Origin of the sequence: Paenibacillus harenae DSM 16969, from assembly GCF_000422465.1 — a bacterium.
Classification (GTDB): domain Bacteria; phylum Bacillota; class Bacilli; order Paenibacillales; family Paenibacillaceae; genus Pristimantibacillus; species Pristimantibacillus harenae.
Map to the genome: position 1 here is coordinate 101502 of NZ_AULV01000014.1, position 24048 is coordinate 125549.

Annotated in this window: 19 protein-coding genes and 1 pseudogene; 8 read left to right on the top strand and 12 right to left on the bottom strand. The window is 51.2% G+C overall.

Annotated elements, in window-relative coordinates:
* Window positions 1–212 precede the first annotated feature (212 nt).
* Window positions 213–1130: an aldo/keto reductase gene (locus tag H581_RS0102020; RefSeq protein ID WP_028608552.1), complete on the top strand. Its 918-nt coding sequence runs from the start codon at window positions 213–215 to the stop codon at window positions 1128–1130.
* Between the two features lie 264 nt (window positions 1131–1394).
* The gene (locus tag H581_RS0102025; protein WP_028608553.1) at window positions 1395–2468 is read left to right on the top strand and encodes an LLM class flavin-dependent oxidoreductase; all 1074 of its coding nucleotides are present in this window, start codon (window positions 1395–1397) and stop codon (window positions 2466–2468) included.
* 165 nt (window positions 2469–2633) lie between these two features.
* Here the strand turns inward: H581_RS0102025 and H581_RS0102030 are convergent, their stop codons facing one another.
* From H581_RS0102030 to H581_RS0102050, 5 genes are all read right to left on the bottom strand, one after another.
* Entirely contained in the window at window positions 2634–3422 is a 789-nt protein-coding gene (locus tag H581_RS0102030; protein WP_028608554.1) for a GNAT family N-acetyltransferase, read from the bottom strand.
* 228 nt (window positions 3423–3650) lie between these two features.
* Window positions 3651–5129, bottom strand: coding sequence for a multicopper oxidase family protein (locus tag H581_RS0102035; RefSeq protein ID WP_245599872.1), 1479 nt, complete (start codon window positions 5127–5129; stop codon window positions 3651–3653).
* Window positions 5126–6601: an MFS transporter gene (locus tag H581_RS32760; protein ID WP_051250390.1), complete on the bottom strand. Its 1476-nt coding sequence runs from the start codon at window positions 6599–6601 to the stop codon at window positions 5126–5128. The genes H581_RS0102035 and H581_RS32760 overlap by 4 nt, the downstream gene beginning before the upstream one ends.
* A gap of 240 nt (window positions 6602–6841) precedes the next feature.
* Window positions 6842–7192, bottom strand: a complete 351-nt coding sequence (locus H581_RS0102045; protein ID WP_028608556.1) for a hypothetical protein — start codon at window positions 7190–7192, stop codon at window positions 6842–6844.
* Window positions 7193–7262: 70 nt separating this feature from the next.
* Complete coding sequence (locus H581_RS0102050) at window positions 7263–8027, bottom strand: TioE family transcriptional regulator (protein WP_028608557.1); 765 nt, start codon at window positions 8025–8027, stop codon at window positions 7263–7265.
* Between the two features lie 217 nt (window positions 8028–8244).
* Here H581_RS0102050 and H581_RS0102055 point away from each other — a divergent pair, with 217 nt between their 5' ends.
* Window positions 8245–9096: an alpha/beta fold hydrolase gene (locus H581_RS0102055; RefSeq protein WP_028608558.1), complete on the top strand. Its 852-nt coding sequence runs from the start codon at window positions 8245–8247 to the stop codon at window positions 9094–9096.
* 155 nt (window positions 9097–9251) lie between these two features.
* A pseudogene (locus tag H581_RS39210) lies at window positions 9252–9540 on the top strand (sensor histidine kinase); the annotation flags it as partial.
* Window positions 9541–9630: 90 nt separating this feature from the next.
* Here the strand turns inward: H581_RS39210 and H581_RS0102065 are convergent.
* Window positions 9631–10395 (bottom strand): sugar phosphate isomerase/epimerase family protein, encoded by a 765-nt coding sequence (locus H581_RS0102065; protein ID WP_028608560.1) that lies wholly within the window; start codon window positions 10393–10395, stop codon window positions 9631–9633.
* A gap of 19 nt (window positions 10396–10414) precedes the next feature.
* Window positions 10415–11476: a Gfo/Idh/MocA family protein gene (locus H581_RS0102070; protein ID WP_028608561.1), complete on the bottom strand. Its 1062-nt coding sequence runs from the start codon at window positions 11474–11476 to the stop codon at window positions 10415–10417.
* Window positions 11477–11694: 218 nt separating this feature from the next.
* On the opposite strand from H581_RS0102070, the gene H581_RS0102080 reads away from it, so the two are divergent.
* Window positions 11695–13140 (top strand): DEAD/DEAH box helicase, encoded by a 1446-nt coding sequence (locus H581_RS0102080; protein WP_028608563.1) that lies wholly within the window; start codon window positions 11695–11697, stop codon window positions 13138–13140.
* Between the two features lie 80 nt (window positions 13141–13220).
* Here the strand turns inward: H581_RS0102080 and H581_RS0102085 are convergent, their stop codons facing one another.
* Window positions 13221–13505 (bottom strand): alpha/beta-type small acid-soluble spore protein, encoded by a 285-nt coding sequence (locus tag H581_RS0102085; RefSeq protein ID WP_028608564.1) that lies wholly within the window; start codon window positions 13503–13505, stop codon window positions 13221–13223.
* Between the two features lie 136 nt (window positions 13506–13641).
* Between H581_RS0102085 and H581_RS0102090 the strand changes: the two genes are divergently transcribed.
* Both H581_RS0102090 and H581_RS0102095 read left to right on the top strand, forming a co-directional pair.
* Window positions 13642–14022 (top strand): DnaJ family domain-containing protein, encoded by a 381-nt coding sequence (locus H581_RS0102090; RefSeq protein WP_028608565.1) that lies wholly within the window; start codon window positions 13642–13644, stop codon window positions 14020–14022.
* Window positions 14023–14190: 168 nt separating this feature from the next.
* Window positions 14191–15228 (top strand): DUF3231 family protein, encoded by a 1038-nt coding sequence (locus H581_RS0102095; RefSeq protein ID WP_028608566.1) that lies wholly within the window; start codon window positions 14191–14193, stop codon window positions 15226–15228.
* A gap of 98 nt (window positions 15229–15326) precedes the next feature.
* Here H581_RS0102095 and H581_RS0102100 read toward each other — a convergent pair whose 3' ends face one another.
* The gene (locus H581_RS0102100; RefSeq protein ID WP_028608567.1) at window positions 15327–15761 is read right to left on the bottom strand and encodes a DUF6526 family protein; all 435 of its coding nucleotides are present in this window, start codon (window positions 15759–15761) and stop codon (window positions 15327–15329) included.
* 196 nt (window positions 15762–15957) lie between these two features.
* Here H581_RS0102100 and H581_RS32765 point away from each other — a divergent pair, with 196 nt between their 5' ends.
* Complete coding sequence (locus tag H581_RS32765; protein ID WP_051250391.1) at window positions 15958–16545, top strand: TetR/AcrR family transcriptional regulator; 588 nt, start codon at window positions 15958–15960, stop codon at window positions 16543–16545.
* Window positions 16546–16629: 84 nt separating this feature from the next.
* Here H581_RS32765 and H581_RS0102110 read toward each other — a convergent pair whose 3' ends face one another.
* The 3 genes from H581_RS0102110 to H581_RS0102120 all read right to left on the bottom strand — a co-directional run bounded on the left by H581_RS0102110 (window position 16630) and on the right by H581_RS0102120 (window position 23945).
* The gene (locus H581_RS0102110) at window positions 16630–20085 is read right to left on the bottom strand and encodes a glycoside hydrolase family 2 TIM barrel-domain containing protein (RefSeq protein WP_028608568.1); all 3456 of its coding nucleotides are present in this window, start codon (window positions 20083–20085) and stop codon (window positions 16630–16632) included.
* Between the two features lie 27 nt (window positions 20086–20112).
* Complete coding sequence (locus H581_RS0102115; protein WP_245599873.1) at window positions 20113–22191, bottom strand: alpha-glucuronidase family glycosyl hydrolase; 2079 nt, start codon at window positions 22189–22191, stop codon at window positions 20113–20115.
* A gap of 83 nt (window positions 22192–22274) precedes the next feature.
* The gene (locus H581_RS0102120) at window positions 22275–23945 is read right to left on the bottom strand and encodes an ABC transporter substrate-binding protein (RefSeq protein ID WP_028608570.1); all 1671 of its coding nucleotides are present in this window, start codon (window positions 23943–23945) and stop codon (window positions 22275–22277) included.
* Between the last annotated feature and the right edge of the window lie 103 nt (window positions 23946–24048).

The following is a 24048-nucleotide window of genomic DNA, read 5'->3' on the forward strand; positions in this document are numbered from 1 at the left end:
ATCAGGTTTCTTACGGATTGCTAATTACCTGACAAATCCTGCTTATACATAAGTCTGCCTGCTACGGGACCATGTAACCGCTAAGTTACTTTTCTTTTACCTACTATAGTATATTTCAGCACTTACGCCGGACCGGTTATTCAGCTATACTTTTTAAAGAATACCGCTGCTTGAGGCGGACAGGTTACTTATTATTAAGGAGGACAAGATTCATGAGGACAATCAATCTAGGAAACAGCTCATTAGAGGTGCCGGTTGTTGCCGTCGGCTGCATGCGCATTAATTCGCTGGACAAGTCCGAAGCAGAGAAGTTTGTCCAAGCTTCGCTGGAAGAAGGCGCAAACTTCTTCGACCATGCTGATATTTACGGCGGCGGAACATGCGAGGAAATATTCGCAGACGCCATTCATATGAACGACGATATTCGTGAAAAGATTATTTTGCAATCCAAGTGCGGCATCCGGAAGGGCATGTTCGACTTTTCCAAAGAGCATATCCTGGAATCGGTTGACGCGATCCTGAAACGGCTGAGAACCGATTACCTGGACATTCTGCTTCTGCACCGTCCGGATACGCTGGTAGAGCCGGAGGAAGTGGCGGAAGCCTTCGATCTTCTTGAAAGCTCGGGAAAAGTGCGCCATTTCGGCGTTTCCAATCAAAATCCGATGCAGATCCAGCTGCTGAAGAAGTACGTCAAGCAGCCGATCGTAGCGAACCAGCTGCAATTGAGCATCACCAACACGACGATGATTTCCCAAGGATTTAACGTCAATATGGAGAATGCGGCCGCTGTGAACCGCGACGGCAGCATACTCGACTACTGCCGGCTGAACGATATTACGATCCAGCCTTGGTCCCCATTCCAATACGGATTCTTCGAGGGCGTATTCCTTGGCAACGACAAGTTCCCTGATTTGAATCAGAAGATCGATGAAATTGCGGAAAAATACGAAGTGAGCAATACGACGATCGCTATCGCCTGGATTCTACGCCATCCGGCTAACATGCAGCCGGTCACCGGCACCATGAATGTGCAGCGGATTAAGGATTGCTGCAAAGCAAGCGAAGTGAGTCTGACTCGCCAGGAATGGTATGAAATCTATCGCGCGGCAGGCAACATTCTGCCATAAGCTTACGCAGCATAAGGGTTGTCCCGGAAGTAGTTATCTACTTTTGGGGCAACCTTTTTTTATGGTTCAGGACACGCGCTTTGAATGCCTTCGGTGTTAACTCCATTTATTCCGGCTTTTATTTACTTACTATATTTGAGAAACTATAATTAAACGAGTAAACTATGTAGGTGAACGAAAGAGACATACGCGTGCTGCGGAGAGCAAATCGTTCCGGAGAAGCGAGTATCCGTTTTTTTGCACCCCATCAAGGAGGTTTATAACATGACCAAGCATACCAGTCATATGGAAATAGGAATCAGCACCTTTCTGGCAGCGACGCCGGATCCGGCGACGGGAGCGGCGATCAGCCACGCCGAGCGGCTGCGCCAAGCGGTTGACGAGATCGTACTGGCCGATCAAGCCGGCCTCGATGTGTACGGCATCGGAGAGCATCACCGGCCCGATTATGCCGGCTCTTCACCCGCAGTCGTACTGGCGGCGGCGGCGGCCGCGACCAAGCATATAAGGCTCACAAGCGCCGTTACCGTGCTGCCCTCGGACGACCCGGTTCGCGTCTATCAATCCTTCTCCACCCTCGATGCCGTCTCTAACGGACGGGCCGAAATAATGGCAGGCCGGGGCTCTTTCATTGAATCATTCCCGCTGTTCGGCTACAGTCTGGATGATTATGAAACCTTATTCGAAGAAAAGCTCGAGCTGCTCCTCGCGATCAGAGCTTCAGAGAAGGTTGCATGGCGCGGCGGCTATCGGCCTGCGATCAACAACCTGGGCGTCTATCCCCGTTCGGAGCAAAACCCGCTCCCGGTATGGATTGCAAGCGGCGGAACGCCGCAGTCCGCCATACGGGCAGGCATGCTCGGGCTTCCGATTGTATTTGCCATCATCGGAGGGATGCCGGAGAGATTTGCTCCATTGGTTGACCTCTACAAGCGTGCTGCCGCGCAGGCCGGCCACAATCCGGACGAGCTGCAGATCGCCACTCATTCACACGGCTTAATCGGAGAAACGACCGAGCAGGCTGCCGAGCTGTTATTCCCCGCCATGCAGGCTCAGATGAATACGATCGGGCGGGAGAGAGGCTGGGCTCCATACGATCGCGCCGCTTACGATGACGCACGAAGCCTCCGTGGCTCGCTCTATGTCGGGGATCCCGAATATGTAGCGGAGAAAATCGTACTGCTGCGCAAAAATCTCGGCGTTACCCGATTCTTCCTGCATGTCGATGTGAGCACGATCCCTCATATTGAAATTATGCGCGCCATTGAACGGCTCGGCACCAAGGTTGCGCCGATTGTACGTAAAGAGCTCGCTCGCCTGGAAGCAAAGCGGCTTTAATGGCTGTTCGGATCAAAAAACATGCCGCCGGAAATGTTCAGACGGCGGCTTAATCCCAGACGAATAAAAGCTGCCGCCACCTATGTGCCGGCAGTTGTTTTCATGCTGCGGCAGTCAGGATCATCTACATCCTCCTATGGATCAAGTGTTGACTGTTCACTAGTTCTACTTTTTAATCCAGAATGTATTGAGATATGCTGTTTTAAACCCCACCTTTTCCATATTGCCATGGCTGACCGAACCGAATTCCACATCCGTATAAACGTTCTTTAAGCCAAGCTTAACGGCATCAGAAAGTCTTTGCTTTAATAATGCCAATTGACATCCTCTGCCTCGGTATCTATTGAAAGTGTAGTCATTCGCAATATATCCCTCTTGCCCATGGAGAAATAGTGATCCCATAGCCGCAGGGTTCCCATCAATCCTAAGCATATAATTTATGAAATCGGGTCTATAAAAATATGCTTTAGACCGCGCAATCATTTCTTCAGTAATCTCCATACCACCTTTTGACAGCTCAATCCATTGAATAAATTCTTCAGCACTATGTTCGGTTACCGTTTCGATATCAAACTCCGAAGTCAATTCCATCCTAATTGACGGAGTGGTAAACATGAAGACAAGCTGTTCGACTGGAATAAACTCTCTTTCGCTGAGCGCGCGAGTTACCTCTTCCTTCATATTGTTAGGTGTCATATCAAAGCATAATGTGTCATTATAGTAACTAAGAAGTTTATCCAGAGCCGGAAGGTCTTGAGGACTGAAACCTTTGATCCGATTATAATAATTCGAAGTCGGATCCGTCTGGTCCCGAAGCAAAATAGAGCTGCCTATGCGAAAGACTTCGAGTTGTCTTTCCACAGGAACCAGAGCACGGCTTGCATTCAGTTTGGTAAGCTCAAGTTCAATTTTTTCAATTTGCTCCAAGTAATATACGCTTTTTTTCCCATTCACAGAGAGGATCCCTCCTATTTGATATGGACTCATTAGTTTCTTATTTTTCAGTCTAACACTCATTTAAGTTTGCAGCCGAATAAAATCAAATCCAATGATCCCTTGAATAGCCGTACCGGCAAATCCCGAAAGGGTTACCCGGGCCTCCCTCGCAAAACCCGGCCCAGGCGATGTAACGTCGATACGGCTGTGAAGTCTTCACGATTCCGAATTTTTTCGTCTCCTTCTTTATAAATCCGGCAGGTTGCCGGACTTCGTTCCCACGCGGTAAGGCGTTGTTACTCCTTCATAATTAAGCATCATGGTCATACCCATTGAGGCATGCTGTAAATTATGGCAGTGCGTCATCCATAAGCCCGGATTGTCCGCGACGACGTACAGCTCATACGTCTCATCTTTCTTTGTCAAAATCGTATCGAGATACACAGGGCTTCCTCTTAACGGCTCGCCATTTTTACTCAATACCCGGAATGTGTGTCCATGAATATGCAGCGGATGATCGCCTCCCCCATCGTTTGTGACCGTTATTTTGACATGCTCGCCCTCAATCACGTTCATAGGAGGAATTTCGTGAAAGGATTTTCCATTAATCGTATTTACGAATAGATTTTGCCCAAGCTTCAATTCGTATGACCGGTCAAAGGAAAGCTCTTCAACACGATCAGCAGGCTGCGGCGCGCCGTAATCCATGAACGAGAATAGCCCTTGGCTCAAAGCTTCAGCGGGCTCCGCTCCGCTGCCTAGTATGAGGCGGAGATTATCCTTTTGACTGCTTCTGACGACAACCTTCCCTTGCTCTGGAAGATCAATCAACAAATCGTATCTTTGCCCGCCGCCTATAAGAAAGCTTTTCCCCTCAAGCAGCCCGGGCTCATTGATCGGATTGCCGTCCAAAGCAATGATCCGGTAAGGAGCACCGTCGACAAGCATTTCCATTGTGTCGTTGGCCGTGTTCGTCAGCCTCAATCTCACGGCGTCCCCGGGATTGCCCTGCGCAGCCAGCCCGTTTGATTTGCCGTTCATGACAAAGTTTGAATCCAGATCCTGCAGGAGGACCGCTATATCCTGATTAATCTCGTAATCCGCGGCTTTGGGCTCGATGATGAGCTGCCCCAGCAGCCCTTTCTCCGCTTGAACCGAGCTCATTTGATGAGAATGATACCAGTACGTGCCCGGCACTGAAGCAATAAAGGTATACGTGAACTGTTCACCAGGCATTACGGCATCTTGGGTCACGCCGGCTACGCCGTCCTGCGAGCAAGGAACCGTCACCCCATGCCAATGGAGCGTAACCCCGTCGTCAATATCCTTATTGGTTAAAGTGACGACCATCCGGTCGCCTTCCGTCACGCGAAGCTCCGGCCCCGGCGATTGCCCATTAAACGTCCACGCTTCAACCGTTTTCCCGTTATCCAGGTTTAACGAGGTTTGAGCGGCGGTCAACTCGAATTGGCGAATAGGAGCATTATTATCCTCAGCTGTCAGACTGCCGCAGGCCGCCTCTTGTGAACCCGGTTGGTGAGCGGCATGCATAGCGGACTCGGAATGCTGCATATGATGCGCCATATTGATTTCCTCAGGCTTCTGCAGCCGTATTTGCCAGAAATATACGGCGACCAAGGCGCCTGCTAGGATCACCAAGAGAAGGAGGCTGTTGAGGCCGATCCGTGATCTCTTCTTTTTCTTCATCGTTCCTGACGTTGTCATTGCAGATTCATCCTTTCACAAATAGAGATTGATTGATCAATTACTTTAGATGAAGAAAGAGGACGGACAACCAAAATGACGATCAACGCGCCTAGAAGAGAGAATAGCGCCGCTCCCAGAAATACCCAGGAAAATCCGCCGGTAAGTGCTGTTAATTCCTCGCTTCCCTTAGACAACAAACCATTCGTACGGGCAGCCGCAATGCTTGCCAGAACGGCAAGACCGATAGCTCCGCCTGCTTGCTGGCTTGTGTTGACCAGTCCGCTTGCAAGTCCTGCTTCGCTTCCTTTCACGCCATGTACGGCCAACTCGGTGCCGGAGACAAAGGCTCCGCCTAAACCTATTCCAATGATCATCGTCGGGCCCAGCAAATGGATGGCAAAGGATGCATCGCTTGGAGCGAAGGAAAGCCCTATTAAACCAACTGCCAATAGGATTAATGAATAAGCGAGCGTCCAACGAGTGCCGATTGCCTTAATCATTCCCGGTACGATACCGGCGAAGACGACCAGCGCTCCGGCAAGCGGAAGTTGAGTCAAGCCAGCCGTAAGGGCGTTATATTGAAGAACCTGCTGCATATATACCGAGAGCGCGAAGAATACGCCAGTCGTTGCGCCGCCGATTAACAGCATAGAGAGGTTTCCGCCTGTTACCGATCTGTTATGGAAGATACGGAACGGAACAAGCGGGTCTGCCGACCGCTTCTCGATCATAATGAATAAGACAAGCAGTATTACGGCTGCCAGTGCCAGCATAAGCGTTAGCGGATTAGACCATCCCAGATGCTCCGCTTCGGATAGTGCAGCAACCAGTGCAGCAATTCCCCCCGTTACCGTAATTGCACCAGGCAAATCCATTTTCACTTTAACGGCGGCTTCATCCTTGGACACTAACGCCGGTAAAGCAGCGATAACCAGAATGCCTACGGGAACGTTAACGAAGAACACGGACGGCCAGCCAAATGAGGAGGTAAGCACTCCGCCAAGCAGAACTCCAGCGGCGCTGCCGATCCCGGCTACCGCACCCCAAATCCCGAGCGCTTTGGCACGATCCTGAGGCTGAGTGAACAGTTTCGTCACTAATGCGAGAGCGGCGGGAGCCAGAAGTGCGGCTGATGCTCCTTGTACCGCGCGTGCTGCCAGAAGCCATGCTCCCGATTCTGCAAAGCCTGCCGCCGCTGAGGTCAAGACAAATCCGGCAACCCCGGTTATGAATATCCGCCTATGCCCGAATCGGTCGGCCAGCCGGCCTCCCAGCAGGAGCAAGCCTCCGAAGGGCAGAACATATGCGGTAATGACCCAACTGAGCATATTCGTATTCATTTCCAGCTCCGCACCTAAACTAGGAAGCGCAATGTTTACAATCGACGCATCCAAGACCACTAAGAACTGGGCAAACGCTAGGACGATAAGCGCCAACCACCGTCGGCTCCCTTTATCGTTGCCGGATCTGACTCGTTTACTATGACTCATTGTTAATCTCTCCTTTTTACAACAATTATTATTGATTGACCAATTACTATTGCTCAAAAAAATTCCTTTTCCATTAATTCCTGCATATCCATGGCCAATACCGCATTACACAGCCTGCCTCTAACCAGAAATGGCGATGTCATGGTGATGGTTAGCTGAGGATGTGCCGCACTTAACTTTAAAACAGACGGCTAACTAGCTCCTTTCTCTTTCGACTCATGTTTATTGATTGACCAATTACTATATGGACCCAGTATATGTCATTCCATCGGGGATTGCAACAAGTTTTTTGGCCGTGTGTTTGGCCTTGTTTTTTTGGACCTTAATGGACAAAGGAATCAAGCAGAAACGCCTGCCTTTCGTCCTTGTCAGAGGACGCAAACCGTTTACTCCGTGTAAGCGGAAAATGACGATTTCAAGGAAACCCGCCATTCCGCTCAGGCAGAAAAACAAAGCGACAAGCTTTAAGTCCTTCTTTTTCCAAAAGGTATAGATCAGAAGAAGAACACACAGCACGGTAGGGATGATAAACCAAATGGCGTTTCCGGTAAGTAAATTGGCCCTTAATTGAAGCAACCGCGGAACCTGCATGTTCTCTTCTCCTTGAATTCTATTACTTCTCATTATGGATGGGATTGGGCAAACTATTCTTCATACCGCATTAGCGATCCCTTTCCATATCAAAAGAATAATTCGTCTCTAACAGCGACGCCGCGTTGTACGCCATTAACCCCGCTTCGATGCACAGCTCCATCAGCTTGTGCACCCCGTTAAATTGCTGCCGGTTCCGCTGATGGATACGGGTCAGGGCGGTTTCTGCGGCTTCCTTTGCTTTATCAATACGGTGATGCTCCAGCGCTTGAACGATCTCCTTCATGTGATCCAAATAATAAACCGTCTTTCTCAATGTGCGGATGAGCATAATTTGTCTGAGATGTACCGGCGAGTACAGCCTGTATCCATTCTCAAGATCGCGTTCCGGCGAGAGCAGCCCTTCCTTCTCCCAGTGCCGGATGGCAGAGGTTTGTACATGGGTGATGGCGGCCGCTTCTCCAATCGTGATCAAGCTCTTGCCTATTTTGTTGTTTATCAATGATAATTCGGGGTCCTTCAAAAGAGCCAGCGTCTGGTCGGCTGTACGTTTCTCCTCCTGCAGCTTCGCTTGCTCCGCGTTTACGAGCCAGAACGCAAGGTCCGGTTCCGCCTGTTGAATATGACGAAGCGCGTCATAGGTCAACGTGTAGCCGAATCCCGGTATCATTGCACGAAGGCAGCGAAAATACGCCAAATGCAATTTCGTATAAAGCCGATACCCGTTTTCTGCCCGTTCCGGCGCGGGTACGACCCCCCAGGATTCATAATGCCTTAATGCGCTTGTGCTGATTTGAAGCTCTTTGGCAATTTCCGCAGGTTTATAATAGTGCATCGTTTCTCTCCTTCGAGATCATGTTAGTCCTTAAGCTACCCCAAACCCCGGATCCGCGCAAACATTAAATTAAAACATTGAAGTGATTTGATGATCTTTCATTCGATGAACGCATATTTTTCAAGGATACCTTCCCATTACCTTCTCACTTGCATCAATGTTGTATATTGGTTCTATAGAGGCAGCTGAAGAAGAATCCGAATGGGAGGAATAAACGTTGATTGAAGTTTGCATGCATGATGGAAGTACGATCGAGGTAGAAATTGAGGGGAAAGGACCGAGCTTGTTGCTTCCGGTAAATCCGAAGCCAGCCGAAGGGCCGCAGGCCGATGAAATGGTAAAATGGGGCGTCGATCCGGCTCTTGGACGCAACCTGATAGATGGACTTCGTGATCGATACCGTGTCATCGTCTTTGACTACGAAGGCCATGTCATGCGATCGGCGAAACCCGATACATTAACGCCGGCCAATATCGCCGGCGATTTCTTATCTATTGCCGATGCGGCTGATGCGCGACGTTTTGCTTATTACGGTTATTCCTGGCTCGCTCTAAGCGGCTTGCAGTTGGCTATTCGGACCGATAGGCTTTCTGCGCTTATGATCGGCGGCTATCCCCCTATTGACGGACCCTACAAGGAAATGTTAAAGGTAACCGCGGCAACCTATGAGATGTCCTCGTCAAGCCATACTCATTCAACAGCCGCTTCCTCTCCGAAGGCATCGGATGAATGGGATTGGTCCACTGTGGAGGTAACCATGAGCGTGGCTCAGACGAAACAGTTCATGACGCTTTATCAAGCGCTGCAGGGCTTCGACGATCGGGCGGTCCAATCCCGTATTTCCTGTCCGCGAATCTGCTTTGCCGGTTCAGACGATAAAATTGAATATGAACAACGTTGGGGCGGAGTAACGGTGGACATAGCGGGGCCGTTCCTTCGCCAACGCAAAGAAATGGAGGCTCTCGGTTGGGATGTCGCGGTTCTGGAAGGACTCGATCATACGCAAGCCATGCAGGCTGCGAACGTCCTGCCTATTATACGGCCTTGGTTAGATTCTAATTTGCGTTAATGCAATCCCCTAACCATACGAACATGCGGGCGGAAGTTCAAACAAGCTGGCGCCATTGCGCCAGCTTGTTTTATTTCCCTCCTTTAAGGTCGCTTCCTCTACATTCCGGCACCGGCAGAGGGTCTGGTTCTTCCACCGCCCGGTCCGCCCATTGCTCCTCCGTCAAATATACGAATCCCAAGGGCACTATAACCATTGCTCTGAAGAAGCAGAATAATGATGTCGTTCTATCGGTATCCAATACAGGCGAGGGCATTGCTCCGGAGCATCTGACAAGAATCTTTGACAGGTTCTACCGCACCGATGCTTCCAGGACCCGCAAGCACGGCGGTTACGGTCTTGGCCTGGCGATTGCCAAATCCATTGTCGAGCAGCATAACGGAAAGATTTACGCCAAGAGCAAAATCGGGGGAGTCCGCTACGTTTTACGTTCTGCTTTCTTGAGGGGATGAGTGGGTTGGGGGCAGTGGCCTGCCCCCTCTTTATTGAAATCGTAAATCCTTGCAGACTGCGGGCAGACCGCAGAGGGCGGAATTAAAGCAAGCCCTTCTCTTTCATGTTCAGATAGCTGACGAGCGCCGTCTCAAACCCGGAAAGGTTGCGAAGCTGGTCCTGCTCGACCGTCATCCATTCCACTCCGATTTCTTTGGCCGCTTCAATCGATTCCTTTATGTTGACAACGCCCGTGCCGACGGCCGTCCACTTACCGATCTCGTCCGTGCCGTATACATCTTTCACATGTATGGCCGGTACGCGTCCCGCCATCTTGCGAAGAATATGTGCCGGTTCAGCTCCGCCGAGCGTAATCCAGGCGACGTCCAGCCGGAAATAAAGCGCTTTCGGATCCGTGTGCTCTGCCAGAATATCAAGCGAGTAAAGACCGTTATAGGTCTTCTGGAATTCATGGGCATGGTTATGATAACAAAATCTCAGTCCTTCTGCGGCAAAACGTTCTCCTGCGGCATTGTACAGTTCCGCATCGCGCAGCAGCTGCTCCCGCGAATCCGCAACATCCCACCAGTAAGTGACATCTTTTGTTTCTAACGAAATCGCTTCTCTAATCACTTGATCAAGCTTCTCGCTGTCTCGCAGCTGCTCCTTGTTGACGCTATGCGTTGCGACTTGAAGCCCTAATTCATGGAATCTCGCAACGTTCCCCTTAACATCTCCCTTCAGCAGCTCAGACGCTCCTTCGACCCCCTCATAGCCGATTTCTGCCAAACGCTGCATCGTACCCCAGAAATCCCGCTTCGCATCTTCATGAATGATTCCGATTATACCCAGTTTAGGTCTTGTCATCGTCAGGTCCGTCCCTCCATTATTTGATCGTTTGCGCAGCAAATTGGCCGTTCTCCAGCATGGCGATAAACGGATTGTCCGTTACGCCGGTAAGCGGGAGCTCCACCCGTGCATTTCGCCGTACCGACTCATAGAACGCAAATATAATTTCGGAGGCGCGCAGCGCTTTCTGATACGAGACCTCCGGCTCTTCTCCGGTCGCCAGGCAATCGATCGTATGGCGGATATAACCTTTCATCTGCTCGTCGGACGAGGTTAATTCCATCTCCGGCTTCCAGGACGGATCCGCGTAGTTGATCCCTCCGACAATTTGTCCATCCCACATCACTTCGATAAACCCTTCGCTCCCGATGACCCGGACGCCGGCCCATATATCCGTCTTGCTTGGCGTCGGTTCCCAAGTGTCTATCGCTCCGGACTGGAGGAAGGCTTGGACCCCGTTCCGGAACACGATCCGTCCAGTCGCTCCGCATTCGGACGGTACGTTGAACCAGTTATGCGTCTCCGTCGTATCGACCGCACCGAGCACCCATTTCGCCGGCGATTCGCCGATAAAGCTCATTCCCTGATCCAACGTGTGGATGCCGCAATCCAGCATATTAGGCGGCGAATATAAATCCATACGAAGGACTTGTCCGATCTTCCCTTCCTTGATCAAGCGGCGTACGGTTTGGTTTCCCTTCGCAAAACGACGCTGCAGAGAGAAGGTTAACTGGCAGCCTTTCTCTTCCGAGATCCGGGCCATCTCCCGGCATTCCCCCCATGTCGCCGACATCGGTTTCTCCGACAGCACAGCCTTGACGCCGGCTTCCGCACAATCCCGAAATACAGGTAGATGAAGCGGAGTCCAAAGACAGATAATTACAACGTCGGGTTTCTCCTCGGCCAGCATTTTCTTATGGTCAGTGAAGATCTTCGCATCAAATCCAAATTCGCCGTTCAGCGCTTCGGCCGATGAGGCTGAGATATCGGACAACGCGACGACTTTACATCTGCTGTCGGCTTGAACGCCGACCGCGTGCTCATGCGCACGTTTGCCGCAGCCGATAAAAGCTACCCGATAGACGGATGATGTACTCACTTCAATATCCTCTCCCTTCTCCCTTGGTCCATAGACAAATGGTGTGTATCCTCATCATTATTGCATCTGGAGGTGAAATCCTCAATGCACGGAACCGCATCGGAGATGGAGATATTTGATATGATGGAATTCATAGTATAATAAATCGTATACGGAAGACGAACGGCGGGAATCTGTATGTATAGGCATTTGAATTTAGCGTAGAAGAGGTTAAACACATGAGCGAGAAGCATTTTACGGATTATCCATTAAGTGAAGAAATCGTGAGAGCGCTCAATAGCTTAGGCTATGAGACGCCGACGGAGGTTCAGATCGAGGTCATTCCCGTTGCGCTTGAGAAGAAAGATCTTGTCGTTAAATCGCAGACAGGCAGCGGCAAAACAGCCGCTTACGGTATTCCGCTATGCGAGCTGGTCGATTGGAACGAGAATAAACCGCAGGCATTAGTTCTGACGCCAACCCGCGAGCTCGCGGTACAGGTCAACGAAGACATCGCGAATATCGGGCGTTTTAAGCGGATCAAGGCGACGCCTCTCTACGGGAAACATCCTTTTCATATGCAAAAGGCTGAGTTAAAGCAAAGAACGCATATCGTTGTAGGCACGCCGGGGCGTGTGCTGGATCATATTGAACGCGGCACGCTGTCGCTTGCGCGGATTGCCTATCTCGTCATTGATGAAGCCGACGAGATGCTGAATATGGGTTTTATTGAGCAGGTTCAGTCGATCATAGCGGCGCTCCCCGGCGACAGGGTTACCATGTTATTCTCCGCTACTTTCCCGGAGGATGTAGCCAAGCTGTCGCGCAAGTATATGAACCATCCCGTCCAGATTGAGATTCAAGCGAGCGGCATTACGACGGCTTCGATTGAACACTCCCTTATCCAGGTGCCGGAGGCGGACAAGCTGGCGCTGCTGCAGGATTTGCTCATTGTAGAAAGCCCTGACAGCTGTATTATTTTCTGCCGTACCCAGGAGCATGTGGACCAATTATTCAGAGAGCTCGCCGATCTCGATTATCCATGTGACCGTATTCACGGCGGTATGGAGCAGGAAGAGCGGTTCGAGGTGATGAATGCGTTCAGAAGAGGTCAATTCCGTTACTTGATTGCGACGGATGTAGCCGCCAGAGGGATCGATATTACCAATATTACGCATGTAATTAACTACGATATTCCGCTGGAGAAGGAAAGCTACGTTCACCGTACGGGGCGTACGGGACGCGCAGGCAAGACGGGCAAGGCGATTACCTTCGTCACTCCTAAGGATAACGGGCGGCTAGCCGATATTGAAGCGTATATTGGATTTGCGATTCCGAAAGTAAAGGCTCCCTCCGAGGAGGCTGTCGAACGCCGTAGAGACGAATTCGAACAGAAGCTGAATCTCGGGCCTGAGCTCAAAAAAGATAAGCGCGAGCAATTAAACAAGCAGATCATGAAGCTTAATTTCAACGGCGGCAAGAAAAAGAAGCTTAGAGCCGTAGACTTCGTCGGCACCATTGCCAAGCTGGACGGAGTATCCGCGGACGATATCGGGATTATCACGATTCTCGATCATGTGACAGATGTGGAAATTCTGAACGGCAAAGGCTCGCTTGTGCTGGAAATGATGAAAAATACGACGGTGAAGGGCAAGCAGCTGAAGGTCCGCAGAGGGAAGAAATAAAAATTGTAAAACGTAAGAAAGGCACATCGACTAAGATAGTCGATGTGCCTTTCAATTTCTATAATTGAATGAATATCGTTTCAAGGCTGTTCTCTGTTCGCGATTTGTTCTTGGGCGAGCCGGATCATTTCGCGAACCATGGAGCCGCCGATTTTGCCGCCGACATGTCCCACCGATTCCGTAGTCAGATGTCCGTTATCGCCTGCCTGCAGAGGAACGCCAAGCTCCCTGGCCACTTCGAATTTCACGTCGTCCGGCCGGTTCGGGTCAACCGCATAACCTTCCTGCTTCATGACATTTGCTTTAAAAGACTGCATCCCTTGCTCCACTCCCGGTACTGCATATCTTCTCCTTCTTCTTGCCATTCTGCATGCCTCCTTGATGTCTTTGACCCTAACATGCCCGGAAGCACGAATTTTCATCCCGCCATCCGCCTTGATACGGAGTGCGGATTCGATTCAAGCCATGTGGTAAACTACGAACAAGGAGTTGATCAACCCAATGGAATTTATAAACAGGATTGCAGAGGAGAAAATCAAGGAGGCCATCCGTCGCGGGGAATTCGATAATCTGCCTGGTACCGGCAAGCCGCTTCCGCCTGACGATATGGAGAATGTGCCGGAGGATCTCCGGGTTGGCTTCAAGCTGCTTAAGAACGCCGGGCTGATTCCGGAGGAAATGCAGCTTCGCAAAGAGATGGTCACGCTGGGCGATCTGCTCGCCGTCTGCCGCAACGATAACGAACGCAAGAAGCTTCAAAGCGAATTGTCGGCCAAGAGGCTTCGTTATCAGTCGCTAATGGCTGACCGCGGATGGCTGAATTCGGAAACGTTCACCGAATACGAGGATCAGATCCAACGAAAACTAACCGAGAACAAATAAGAAGCATATTAGCCCGCCCGAGGTTGTTCTGACAGCCCCGGGCGGGTTTTCTGTCCCCGCCATGTCATACAATATGCAGAAATTTGTATATTCTGTATATTTCATTGCTAAATACCGCAAAATAATTTCAGCAAGTAACAACACTTAAAACTTGGGGGGATTCAGGTTATGGGAATTTTCTCAACCCAAAATAACGAAAGTACCGATAAGAAGTCGTTAACAGCAGCTGAAGTATCAGCTCTTTGGCTTCAATACATGGGCGATACGATGGCGGTCTGTATGTACAAATATTTTCTGCAAATTGTTGAAGACAAAGAAATACAGCCCGTCTTGAAGCTCGCGTTACAATTAGCCGAGAGTCATGTTGCAAAAATCACCGCGTTCTTGAAAAGCGCAAATTTTCAGGTCCCCGTAGGATTTACGAATGATGACGTCAACCTTAGTGCTCCGCGTCTTTTTTCCGACCACTTTTTACTCTTCTACTCCTATATTATGACCATACATGGACTAACCGCTTATGGTTTGGCTATTACAAGCAGCGAGCGGCAAGACATCCAAAATTACTATTCTGAATGCATGGAATCAACAAATAAATTGTTTCAAAAAATAACGGCTTTAGGTAAAACTCATCCTAAATTTTCGAGCATGCCCACTATCCCTTCTCCTCATGGGGCGGAATTTATGAATTCTACGGGGATCCTTTCAAATCTATTAGGGGATAAGAGACCGCTCAATAGCTCTGAAATCGGTAATCTTTTCTTTAATTCCAAGAAAACCGCATTTGTTAGAACGTTAAGTTTAGCTTTTAGCCAAGTGACGGAACGGGAAGACGTTCGAAAATTTATGCAGAAAAACATTAAACTGGCGGGTAAAGACGCTGACAGCTTTAACGCTATTTTATTACAAGATGATTTGTCCATCCCTCAGAGGTGGGACGACGAGATCACGGATTCAACCGTAAGTCCGTTCTCGGACAAATTGATGATGTTTCATGCGGCTTTTTTAGTAAACGCGGCACTTTCTTATTATGGCGCAGCTATAGGCTCCAGCTTAAGAACGGATGTTGTTTTAAACTACAAGCAAGTATTTAATCACGCCATGCAGGCCGGCGTTATTTGTTACAATATTATGGTCAAATACGGCTGGATGGAGAAACAACCGGAAGCGGCTGACAGGAAGTCCCTATCGCAAAGCTCGTCGAAATGAGACGGAACAAGTGTTTTTAGCATATTCATGGTCGTCTCCCGGAACGTCTCGGTTAATAGGATCAACCGTTAATTTCCATATATTGATGACGTTATTCGTTACACCCGGTCGTAATCGGCTCTCCAATTTTGAATACCCCGCTTGATATGATCCGGGGTTGCGTTATCGCTCGTCGCCTTAGCGCATAAAACCAAAAATTCCTCATCCGAAGCAAAACGGAGCGCGATGATCTGATTGATCGTCAGACGGGGGTCCAGCAGCTTGCCTGTCAATACGAAGTGCCGCAGATTTTCCTCCGCACGAATCGCCCGATCCTGAGCCTTACAAGCAAATGCCCGGGAAAATATCATGGTCATGACCATCATGAGGGAAAGGACTGCGAGTAACAGAGGGGCAAATAGCGAGTCTCCGCTTCCCACCGAAAGAATCAGAAACACGATTGCAGCGATCAGCGTGATCAAACCGAGCGGTACAAGGAAAAAATGAAAAGCCGGAATCAACCTTACGTAGTTGCCGTAGTTTTGTGGTTTCATGTAGAGCATTCTCCTTTTTTGTCGGATTTTGAGTGAGTCCACACTCATGTCGCATCATACGCTTTTCCAGCATATCCTTGCTCACCCTTACATACCCTATTACATCCCGTAACACCTCTTGACATTGAGTGATCACACACTCATAATATGAGCATAAACAGCTTTTTATGACCTGTCAATAGAGCGAGGGATAATATTGGATTTAAAAACCAAAATAGCCGAAGCAGCCGAACGGGTGCTGTTAACGAACGGGCTTGCCAAAACCACGACAAAGGAAATCGCCCGGGCAGCCGGCTGTTCCGAAGGATCGTTATATAACCATTATAGAAGCAAGGAAGATATATTTCTCCATGTTCTACGAGGGCAATTAATAAATTTGATGAGAACCTTAACATCGCTTCAAAGCCTTGCCGGTAAAGAAACGGTGCGGAGAAATCTGGAGCAGGTGGCTCTTGCGGCGCTGGAGGATTACCATAATTCCATGTCTTTGATCTGCTCCATCTTCTCGGAACCGGAGATTTTGCTTCGTCACCGGGAAGGTTTTACTTTGCGCAATGAAGGACCGCATTGCGCCAACGAGGCGGTTGAAGCTTACTTGTTAAAGGAGAAACATCTTGGCCGAATCCGGGAGGAAGCGAATCCGGGAGCCGTAGCGGATTTGTTGCTGGGAAGCTGCTTTCAACATGCGTTCCAGTCGAACTTTTTAGGCAAAGAAGAATCCCAAGAAGAACGGATTGAATTTGCGAACCGTGTTTTGGATGCGTTGGATCCCGGACTAGCCTAAGGACATTCACGCGTTACGGCGAGAATTTAAAGGGCACTCCTACGGGAGCGCCCTCTAAAAATCTCATTGTTCGTCCATGCTTGCTTACCCCCTCTCAAAGCGGAACGCATCGAAGTCGAAGCTGCTTCCCGGCAGGAAGATGAAGGTCACCTTTTGCATCCCCGTCACCCTCTCCAAATCGAATGCTCTTTCTTCATATCCGTCGGATTTCTCGAATTCCACGAGTTGATTGCTTTCGCCGTCCTCGCCTGCAAACCGGATATGGATGGTGTTCTTGTCGATGGGCGATCTGCCGTTTATGACAAGCCTCGAAGTCCCTTCACCGGTAAAATCCATATGCGCGAATTCGAGGGAGACGTTATTCCCGATGCCTTCTACACGGCCGTCCAAGGCGGTAAACGCATCGCCGTAGATCCGGTCGCAGGAAGCCGCCGCGTTACGTTCGAACGCCCGGCTCTGACGCGCAAAGGAAAACCCTTTGATGTGCACCTTCTGACGCAGCACGAAACAAATCGACGTAATCCCGCGCAGCCTCTTGGTCAAGCGGTAGGTTTCTTCCTGATACACGTTCCATTTGGAAGGCTTCTGATAGATCACGTCGGCGACTAAGGCGCTGCCCGCTTCACCCGGCATGCCTTCCCAAATTTGCAGCGCATAAGGCTCGCTGGATAAAGCGAAGATCGGAATCGTGATGGTATCGGAGCCGAATGGGCCAAAGTCGATATCGCGGAAGCCTACCTGCGTTTCGCCGTCGCGGCTGGTCGCCACGCCTCTCTCGTTGCCGTTCCCGACATCGCCTTTGCCGTAATCGTAAAGCCCCGCCGAGATAAACCCGTACGGATCCTTATAGGCCGTGCCGAGACCAGTTGCCGTGAACTCCAGCTGGGAGATGAGCTTCGTCTTGTCCGTGCCGTTCCTGCTCGTGCAGCGAAGACGGAATGCGCCGTCGCCGATCGCGGTGATCTTCGCTTCAAGCCCGCTTCCTTCGACCTTGGCGATATTCGAGTCGATCCCTTCATCCGTAACGACGCGCCACTCTACGTCCCGATACGAAGTATTCTCCGGCCATAGCTTGGCCCGGACAACGATCTCTTTGGCGGATTCGTTGAAGCTCTGCCCCGCTTCGCTGACGATTTCGATCTTTCGCAGCGGAATTTCCTCCTTGCAGCCGGCCACGCATGGCAATTCTTGATTCCTTACGCTCGCGGACAGCCCTTCCGGCACCCCGCCTTCAGCCGCATAAGATACGAACTCCGCAGCCTCGGATGGCATGCCCTCGGAGGATACTTCGATTCTGATCTTCCCGGGCTGCAGCGTTGCGCCAATGATCGCCATAAGTTTGCCGCTGAACAATCTTCTGCTGACGCCCTTGTAGGGATCAAAATCAGTGCTGTCCCCATTATCGAGCCCAAGCAGCCTGCCTTCACCCGTAACCTCCACGCGTACGCGATTATTCGCGTTGTCGACGGGATGTCCCTCTTCGTCCGCCATGCCGATTTCCACGAAAATAAGATCCGTGCCGTCCGCCGCGAGATTCTCTTTGTCCGCTTGAAGAGTAATCGATTTCGCATCGCTGAAGGATCTTCGGACATCGGCAGCAATGATATTGCCCGCTTCGTCATAAGCGATCGCCTTGATCTCCCCCTGCGCGTAAGGGAGCTTCCACCAACCGACCAGCTGCGTTCCATGCTCATGATCGATCTCATGCGTTCCGACGGTCTCATCGTTGAACAGGAGCTCGATCTTTGGGGCGTTCGAGCAGACGCGAATATCGATGGTTTGCCCGTTGTTGAAGTCCCAGTACGGGAACACATGCACCATCGGATGCGTGCGGTAATCGGTCCAGGCAGCCTGATAGATATAATAGGAGTCTTTCGGGAACGTAGCCGTATCGATCTGTCCGAAATAACTGTTTTTGGTATGGTACGGGGTAGGTTCGCCGATATAGTCGAATCCCGTCCATAGGAATTGGCCCAGGGAGAACGGCGTATCTCTCTCCGCCAAGATACAGGCCTCCGCGGACTTCGCCCCCCAGCTTGTCGAACTGTTCCCCAGAGCGGAGCATTGCTCGTCGTCGTCGGCCAGAATCGACTTGTCGAACGGGAAGTGATAGATGCCCCTGCTCTGAACGACCGAGGCGGTCTCGCTCCCATAGATAATCCAATCCGGATGCTCTTCATGATGCTTGCGGTAATATTTCTCCGCATAGTTATAGCCGGCAAGCTTCACGATATCGGCGCACTTCTGCGCATTCTCCCAAGGCATGTAGTTGGAGCCGATCGTCACTCTCGCGTTCTGCTTCGGATCGAACTCCTGCACATACGCCATGAGCATTCTGACGACTTCTTGCCCTCTCTCGTCCGCATGCGTATCGTAAATTTCGTTCCCGATGCTCCACATGAGCAAGCTCGGATGGTTTCGGTCCCGCAGCACCCAGCTTCTCACGTCGCGATAAGCCCACTCTTCAAAAAATCTTGCATAATCGTACGGCGTCTTGGATCGTTCCCACATGTCGAACGCTTCCGAGACGATGAACAGTCCCATCTCATCCGCCAAATCCATGAGTTCCGGAGCCGGCATATTGTGAGCCGTACGGATCGCGTTTACGCCCATCTCTTTCAAAATCACGATTCTTCTCCGCAACGCGTTGACGTTGAACGCCGCTCCCAGAGCGCCAAGATCGTGATGCTCGCAGACGCCGTTCAGCTTCAGCTTTCTCCCGTTCACCTGAAGTCCCTGCTCCGGATCGAGCACAATCGTCCGGAAGCCGAGATGCTGCGTAATCGTCTCTTGGACTACGAAAGGTTGTTCTTCAGCCGGCTCGTCCGCCCTGCTCTGCAGCCGGGTGACCAATTGGTACAGGTTGGGCTCGTCAGGGCTCCATAACAAAGGCTTCTCCACGATTAAGGTTTGGCGATTCCGCGTAATTGAGTCTCGGCCAGCCGTTACCTGCTCTGAACCGGCAGCGATCGGCTGGCCCTGATAGATGACTTGATGCGAGATGATTGCATCTTCTTCGCTGTGCACATCCGTGTCGATCTCCACGGACCAAACGTCGCCCTGCCGCTTGGTCGAGACGTACACGCCGTCCGTTGCGATATAAGAGCTGTCCCTCGTCTTCAACCAGACGTTCCGATAGATGCCCGCTCCCGAATACCATCGGCTGTTCGGACTCTGGTGCACCACCTTCACGACGATTTCGTTATCCCCTTCTGCGACGGCCTCCGTCATGTCGTGCTCGAAGGAAGAGTAACCATACTTCCATTCGCCGACCAACCGTCCGTTGACATAGACGGATGAATCCATGTATACGCCGTCGAAGCATAGCAGAAGCTGTTGTTTCCGGCTGCCGTCCTCTTTCGTCCGGGTAAACCTTTTCCGATACCAGCCGATACCGTTCTCATAAAGCGCGGTCGTTTGGTAAATCAGCCAATCATGAGGCAAATCCACCGGTTCGAAGCGCAACCCGACTTGATCCGCAGCATCCGGGCCGCTCTTGGCAAATTCCCATCCGTCGTTGAACAATTTTTTCATATTCATAGTCGATGAGCTCGCTTTCGTTTATTTTCAATAAATCAGGCGGCCTTGCCGGTCGGCAATACCCGACTTCCGGTAGAAATACGTATTAATGACGTCCCGCCATTCCTTGGCGTGCTGACTTTGCTCGGTCAAACGGAAGGCGACAAGCTCGTAATAAGCTTCGTCAATCCTGCCTCTGAGCGTTTGCCATGATTCCAACAAAGCAGCTGCTTCTTCCACGCCGTCGAAGTGCGTGTCGTAAATATGCTGGATCACCGTCTTGCCGCTCTTTAAGACATGGGTGTATGGGACATGATGGAAGAACAGCAACAGTTCATCGGGACAAAGCTCCAGTGAGTTATACGTCTCGCGCCAAGGAGAATGGTATTGCGCCGCGTATCCGGTTCCCGTCTCGATCGTTCGATCGACCCCGATGCCTTGGCAATCCGCGAAGTGGTACGTCCCCCACTTCGAATACTCGTATCCATCCACGTTCGGCCCGTAATGATGATTCGGATTGACCATCCAGCCGACGCCGAGCGGTGAGGTGTAGCTCTCATAGATCCTCCAAGACTTCAGCAGGATGTCCGAGACGACCTCTTCAACTGCCGGATCGCATCCGAGGCTGAGCCGAATCCATTCACTCGTTATCCGCTCGGCGGATAACGCCGGGTTCCAAGCCAAGCGTCCGTAACCGTACAGGTTCGCCTGGGCAAGCGGATGCCCGGTCCAGCACGCATCGTCCCCGATGTTCGATACGGCCGCCAGTCCTCCGTATGGACGGCCCTGCAAGGCGCCGCTCGCGATCTTGTCGACGGTGGAACCCTCGCCGTGGGCATGCGTATCGAAACCGAGCACCTCTTTCCATAACGGCACCAGGTAGCAGACATGCTTCTGCTGCCCCGTATATTCCTGCGTAATTTGCAGCTCCAGCATTTGGTTCGTACGGCTCAGTCCTCCGAACAAAGGCGATACCGGCTCGCGTACCTGGAAATCCATCGGCCCGTTCTTGATTTGCAGGATGACGTTGTCCGCGAAGCGGCCGTCGAGCGGCATGAAATGATCGTAGGCCGCCTTGGCGCGGTCCGTCGACCGGTCGCGCCAATCCTGAAGGCAGTTGTAGACGAAGCAGCGCCAGATGACTAACCCGCCGTGCGGAGCAAGCGCCTCCGCCAGCAGGTTCGCTCCGTCGGCATGGTCCCGTCCGTAAGTGAAAGGACCGGGACGAAATTCGGAGTCGGCCTTCACGAGAAAACCGCCGAAATCGGGAATCGCACGGTAGAGATCCGCCGCTCGTTCGGCCCACCAATTTTTCACCGATGGATCCAGGGGGTCGGCCGTTTGCAGTCCGCCGATCGCGATCGGACTCGCAAAGTTAATGCTAAGAAATAATTTGATGCCGTACGCTCCAAGAACATCCGCCATTTTCGATAACGTCTGCTCATACTCCGCGGTTATTAATTTGGTTTCTTCGCGATGAACATTGACATTATTGATCGCGATGGCGTTGATCCCGGCAGAGGCCAAGAGCCGGGCATAGTCTCGGATTCGCGCGAAGTCCTCTACAAAACCGTTGTTGCGGTAAAAAAACGATTTTCCCGCATACCCGCGTTCAATCGAACCGTCCATGTTGTCCCATTGATTGATCATCCGCAAGCCGCTCGCGGGACTCTCCGCGATGTACAGCTCGTCTATCGGCTCTCTCATCTGCATGATCCGAATCAGGTGAAAGACGCCATACAACGCGCCCCGATCCGACGCCCCGATGACCGCAATACGGTCCGGCTCTCCCTTCTCGCCTTTGAGCGTCCGAATCACATACCCTTCATCGCCGAGCGCAGCCGCACCTGAGACAACCATCTGATCGATCTCCGTATCGCCTCTGCCTGTAACGCCGATCATTACGTCCGGCATCTGACGATCTCGACTCGAAGCAAGCCCGGGTTTGTGCCCGGTCATGGCCTCAACCGCTTCCGCCAGCTCTCTTGCTGCCGTATTCAGCACTTTGGTCTGCCCGGCGATTGCGATTGCCTGGCAACGCATACGGTACGCTTCCCGCAGCACGTCCCTCTCGACCGATTCATACCGCAGCCACGCTTCATAACCCATCTTTGCGCCTGTTTCCATTTTAAAGATCCCTCCGTTTTAACGAAAGGGCCAAATGCATGATCCATTGGAACAACATGCACCCAGCCCTGTTTTATTAAAACCTATTCATAGCCCAGCAAGCTCTTCGTCTTCTGGAAGATTTCATTCGCCTGGCTCGTATACCGCTCGCTGCCGTTGGCTTCCGCTTGTGCCTTGTATTTGTCCCAGTTGTCTAAGCTTTCCTGACCGGTAATGAACTTCAAAGTCATCGTCTTGACGTAGTCGATAAGAGGCGTAGAGATGAGGTTCATCTGTTCGCTCTCCTCCGCCGTACCCATAATCGGCGGCGCCAGCTTGCGCGGCTCCCGGGTACTCAGAATCCGGTTGAAGTAATCCTTCTCTCCCTCGGTCATCTTGGACGTCTTCAGCTTCGTATTGCCCCCATACGCAAACATGCCGCCGGCAAAACCGAAATCGGCATTCAACTGCTTCGCTGCCCCTTCGTTCATCCCGTTGTAATAAATATCCGAATGAAGCACAATGTTTCCTTCTGCATCCTTGGTATAGGTTTCTCCTTCTACGCCCCATAAGCTGAGCGTCTGGCCTTCATTGGAATACCAGAACCAGTCGATGAAACGAAGCATCTTGATGAATCCTTCTTCTCCCAGATCGTCGAGCGCGTTCTGACTGACCATAATGCCGTTCTCGAGCCTTGAGGTCTCGACCTGCTGCATGCCTTTCGGACCGCCCGGTTGGACGATCATGTACAGCTCGCTGCCTTGATCCTGCATTTTGGATTTGAAATCCGCCAGCTGCTGGTAGTTCCCGTTAATGACGTAACTGTCGCCCTTAAAGAACTTCGCTTGCGCGGTATCGTTTTCCTGCGTGAAGGATTCGGGATCCATAATACCGTCAGTTACTAACTTGTTGAAATAGCCCAGGTAGCTCTTGAAATCCTCCGATGTGTCGGCGAACTGGAACTGCTGCTTCTCGTGATCGAAGGTTACGCCGTTCGACACGCCCCAACCGCCGGTTACGCCGTATTGAACGGCCGCAATATTAAGCGTGGATTCGCCCAGGAACTGGTCGGAGAAGACATACTTCGCGCCCGTATGTTCCTTGACCTTCTTCATCGCCTCGTAGAACTCCTCGTACGTCCATTTCGCTTCTTGTCCGAGGACGTCTACGCCAGCCGCTTCGAATACGTCCTTGCGGATAATGTAGGAATAACCGCCGCCGGCGACTTCCCACATGCCCGGAAGCACGTAATATTTGCCGTCTTCCTTCATCTTGGCCTTCAGATCCTCTTCCATCCCCCAATCCTTGACGGCCTTCATGTAGTTCGGCATGTATTGCACCCAGTCGCTGACGGCCACGATTTGACCGGATGCGACGAACGCCGATTCATCGTACGTTTTAGGAATAATATAAGGGGCGTCGCCGCTGTTCACCAGCAACGATTTTTGATTCTCGTATTCTGTTCTTGCCGTAATGGACAAGTCGAAGCTTACATTCGTTTTTTCTTTAATGGCGCTCCATAGTCTCCAGTCCTCTTTATAAGGGTAATTCTCATGATCGCTGTACATCATGGAATAGGATACCGGTTCATTGGAGCGGAACGTCTGATCTTCGCCGAAGGCGTAATCCGCCGGCTTGTCTTCCGTGCCCGGGTTTTCCGATGGAGCGTTCGTGCTTTTGTTTGGAGCGTTGTCGTTTCCGGACGAACATGCCGCCATAAAAACGAGCATCACAACCAGCAATACCGATACCGTTGCTTTACTGAATCTAATCATTGCTCTGCCTCCCTTATTGGTTGAAGCTTTCTTTGGTTTCGCCGAAACGGCTGCGTCCATAGAAGGACGCGTATAAGCGTTTCTGCTTGTATATAACGGATTA

Excerpts from the sequence above, each read along its gene's own strand:
- H581_RS0102020 (WP_028608552.1), top strand. The coding sequence starts at position 213 with ATGAGGACAATCAATCTAGGAAACAGCTCATTAGAGGTGCCGGTTGTT.
- H581_RS0102025 (WP_028608553.1), top strand. The coding sequence starts at position 1,395 with ATGACCAAGCATACCAGTCATATGGAAATAGGAATCAGCACCTTTCTG.
- H581_RS0102035 (WP_245599872.1), bottom strand. The coding sequence starts at position 5,129 with ATGACAACGTCAGGAACGATGAAGAAAAAGAAGAGATCACGGATCGGC.
- H581_RS32760 (WP_051250390.1), bottom strand. The coding sequence starts at position 6,601 with ATGAGTCATAGTAAACGAGTCAGATCCGGCAACGATAAAGGGAGCCGA.
- H581_RS0102045 (WP_028608556.1), bottom strand. The coding sequence starts at position 7,192 with ATGCAGGTTCCGCGGTTGCTTCAATTAAGGGCCAATTTACTTACCGGA.
- H581_RS0102050 (WP_028608557.1), bottom strand. The coding sequence starts at position 8,027 with ATGCACTATTATAAACCTGCGGAAATTGCCAAAGAGCTTCAAATCAGC.
- H581_RS0102065 (WP_028608560.1), bottom strand. The coding sequence starts at position 10,395 with ATGACAAGACCTAAACTGGGTATAATCGGAATCATTCATGAAGATGCG.
- H581_RS0102080 (WP_028608563.1), top strand. The coding sequence starts at position 11,695 with ATGAGCGAGAAGCATTTTACGGATTATCCATTAAGTGAAGAAATCGTG.
- H581_RS0102085 (WP_028608564.1), bottom strand. The coding sequence starts at position 13,505 with ATGGCAAGAAGAAGGAGAAGATATGCAGTACCGGGAGTGGAGCAAGGG.
- H581_RS0102090 (WP_028608565.1), top strand. The coding sequence starts at position 13,642 with ATGGAATTTATAAACAGGATTGCAGAGGAGAAAATCAAGGAGGCCATC.
- H581_RS0102095 (WP_028608566.1), top strand. The coding sequence starts at position 14,191 with ATGGGAATTTTCTCAACCCAAAATAACGAAAGTACCGATAAGAAGTCG.
- H581_RS0102100 (WP_028608567.1), bottom strand. The coding sequence starts at position 15,761 with ATGAAACCACAAAACTACGGCAACTACGTAAGGTTGATTCCGGCTTTT.
- H581_RS0102110 (WP_028608568.1), bottom strand. The coding sequence starts at position 20,085 with ATGAATATGAAAAAATTGTTCAACGACGGATGGGAATTTGCCAAGAGC.
- H581_RS0102115 (WP_245599873.1), bottom strand. The coding sequence starts at position 22,191 with ATGGAAACAGGCGCAAAGATGGGTTATGAAGCGTGGCTGCGGTATGAA.
- H581_RS0102120 (WP_028608570.1), bottom strand. The coding sequence starts at position 23,945 with ATGATTAGATTCAGTAAAGCAACGGTATCGGTATTGCTGGTTGTGATG.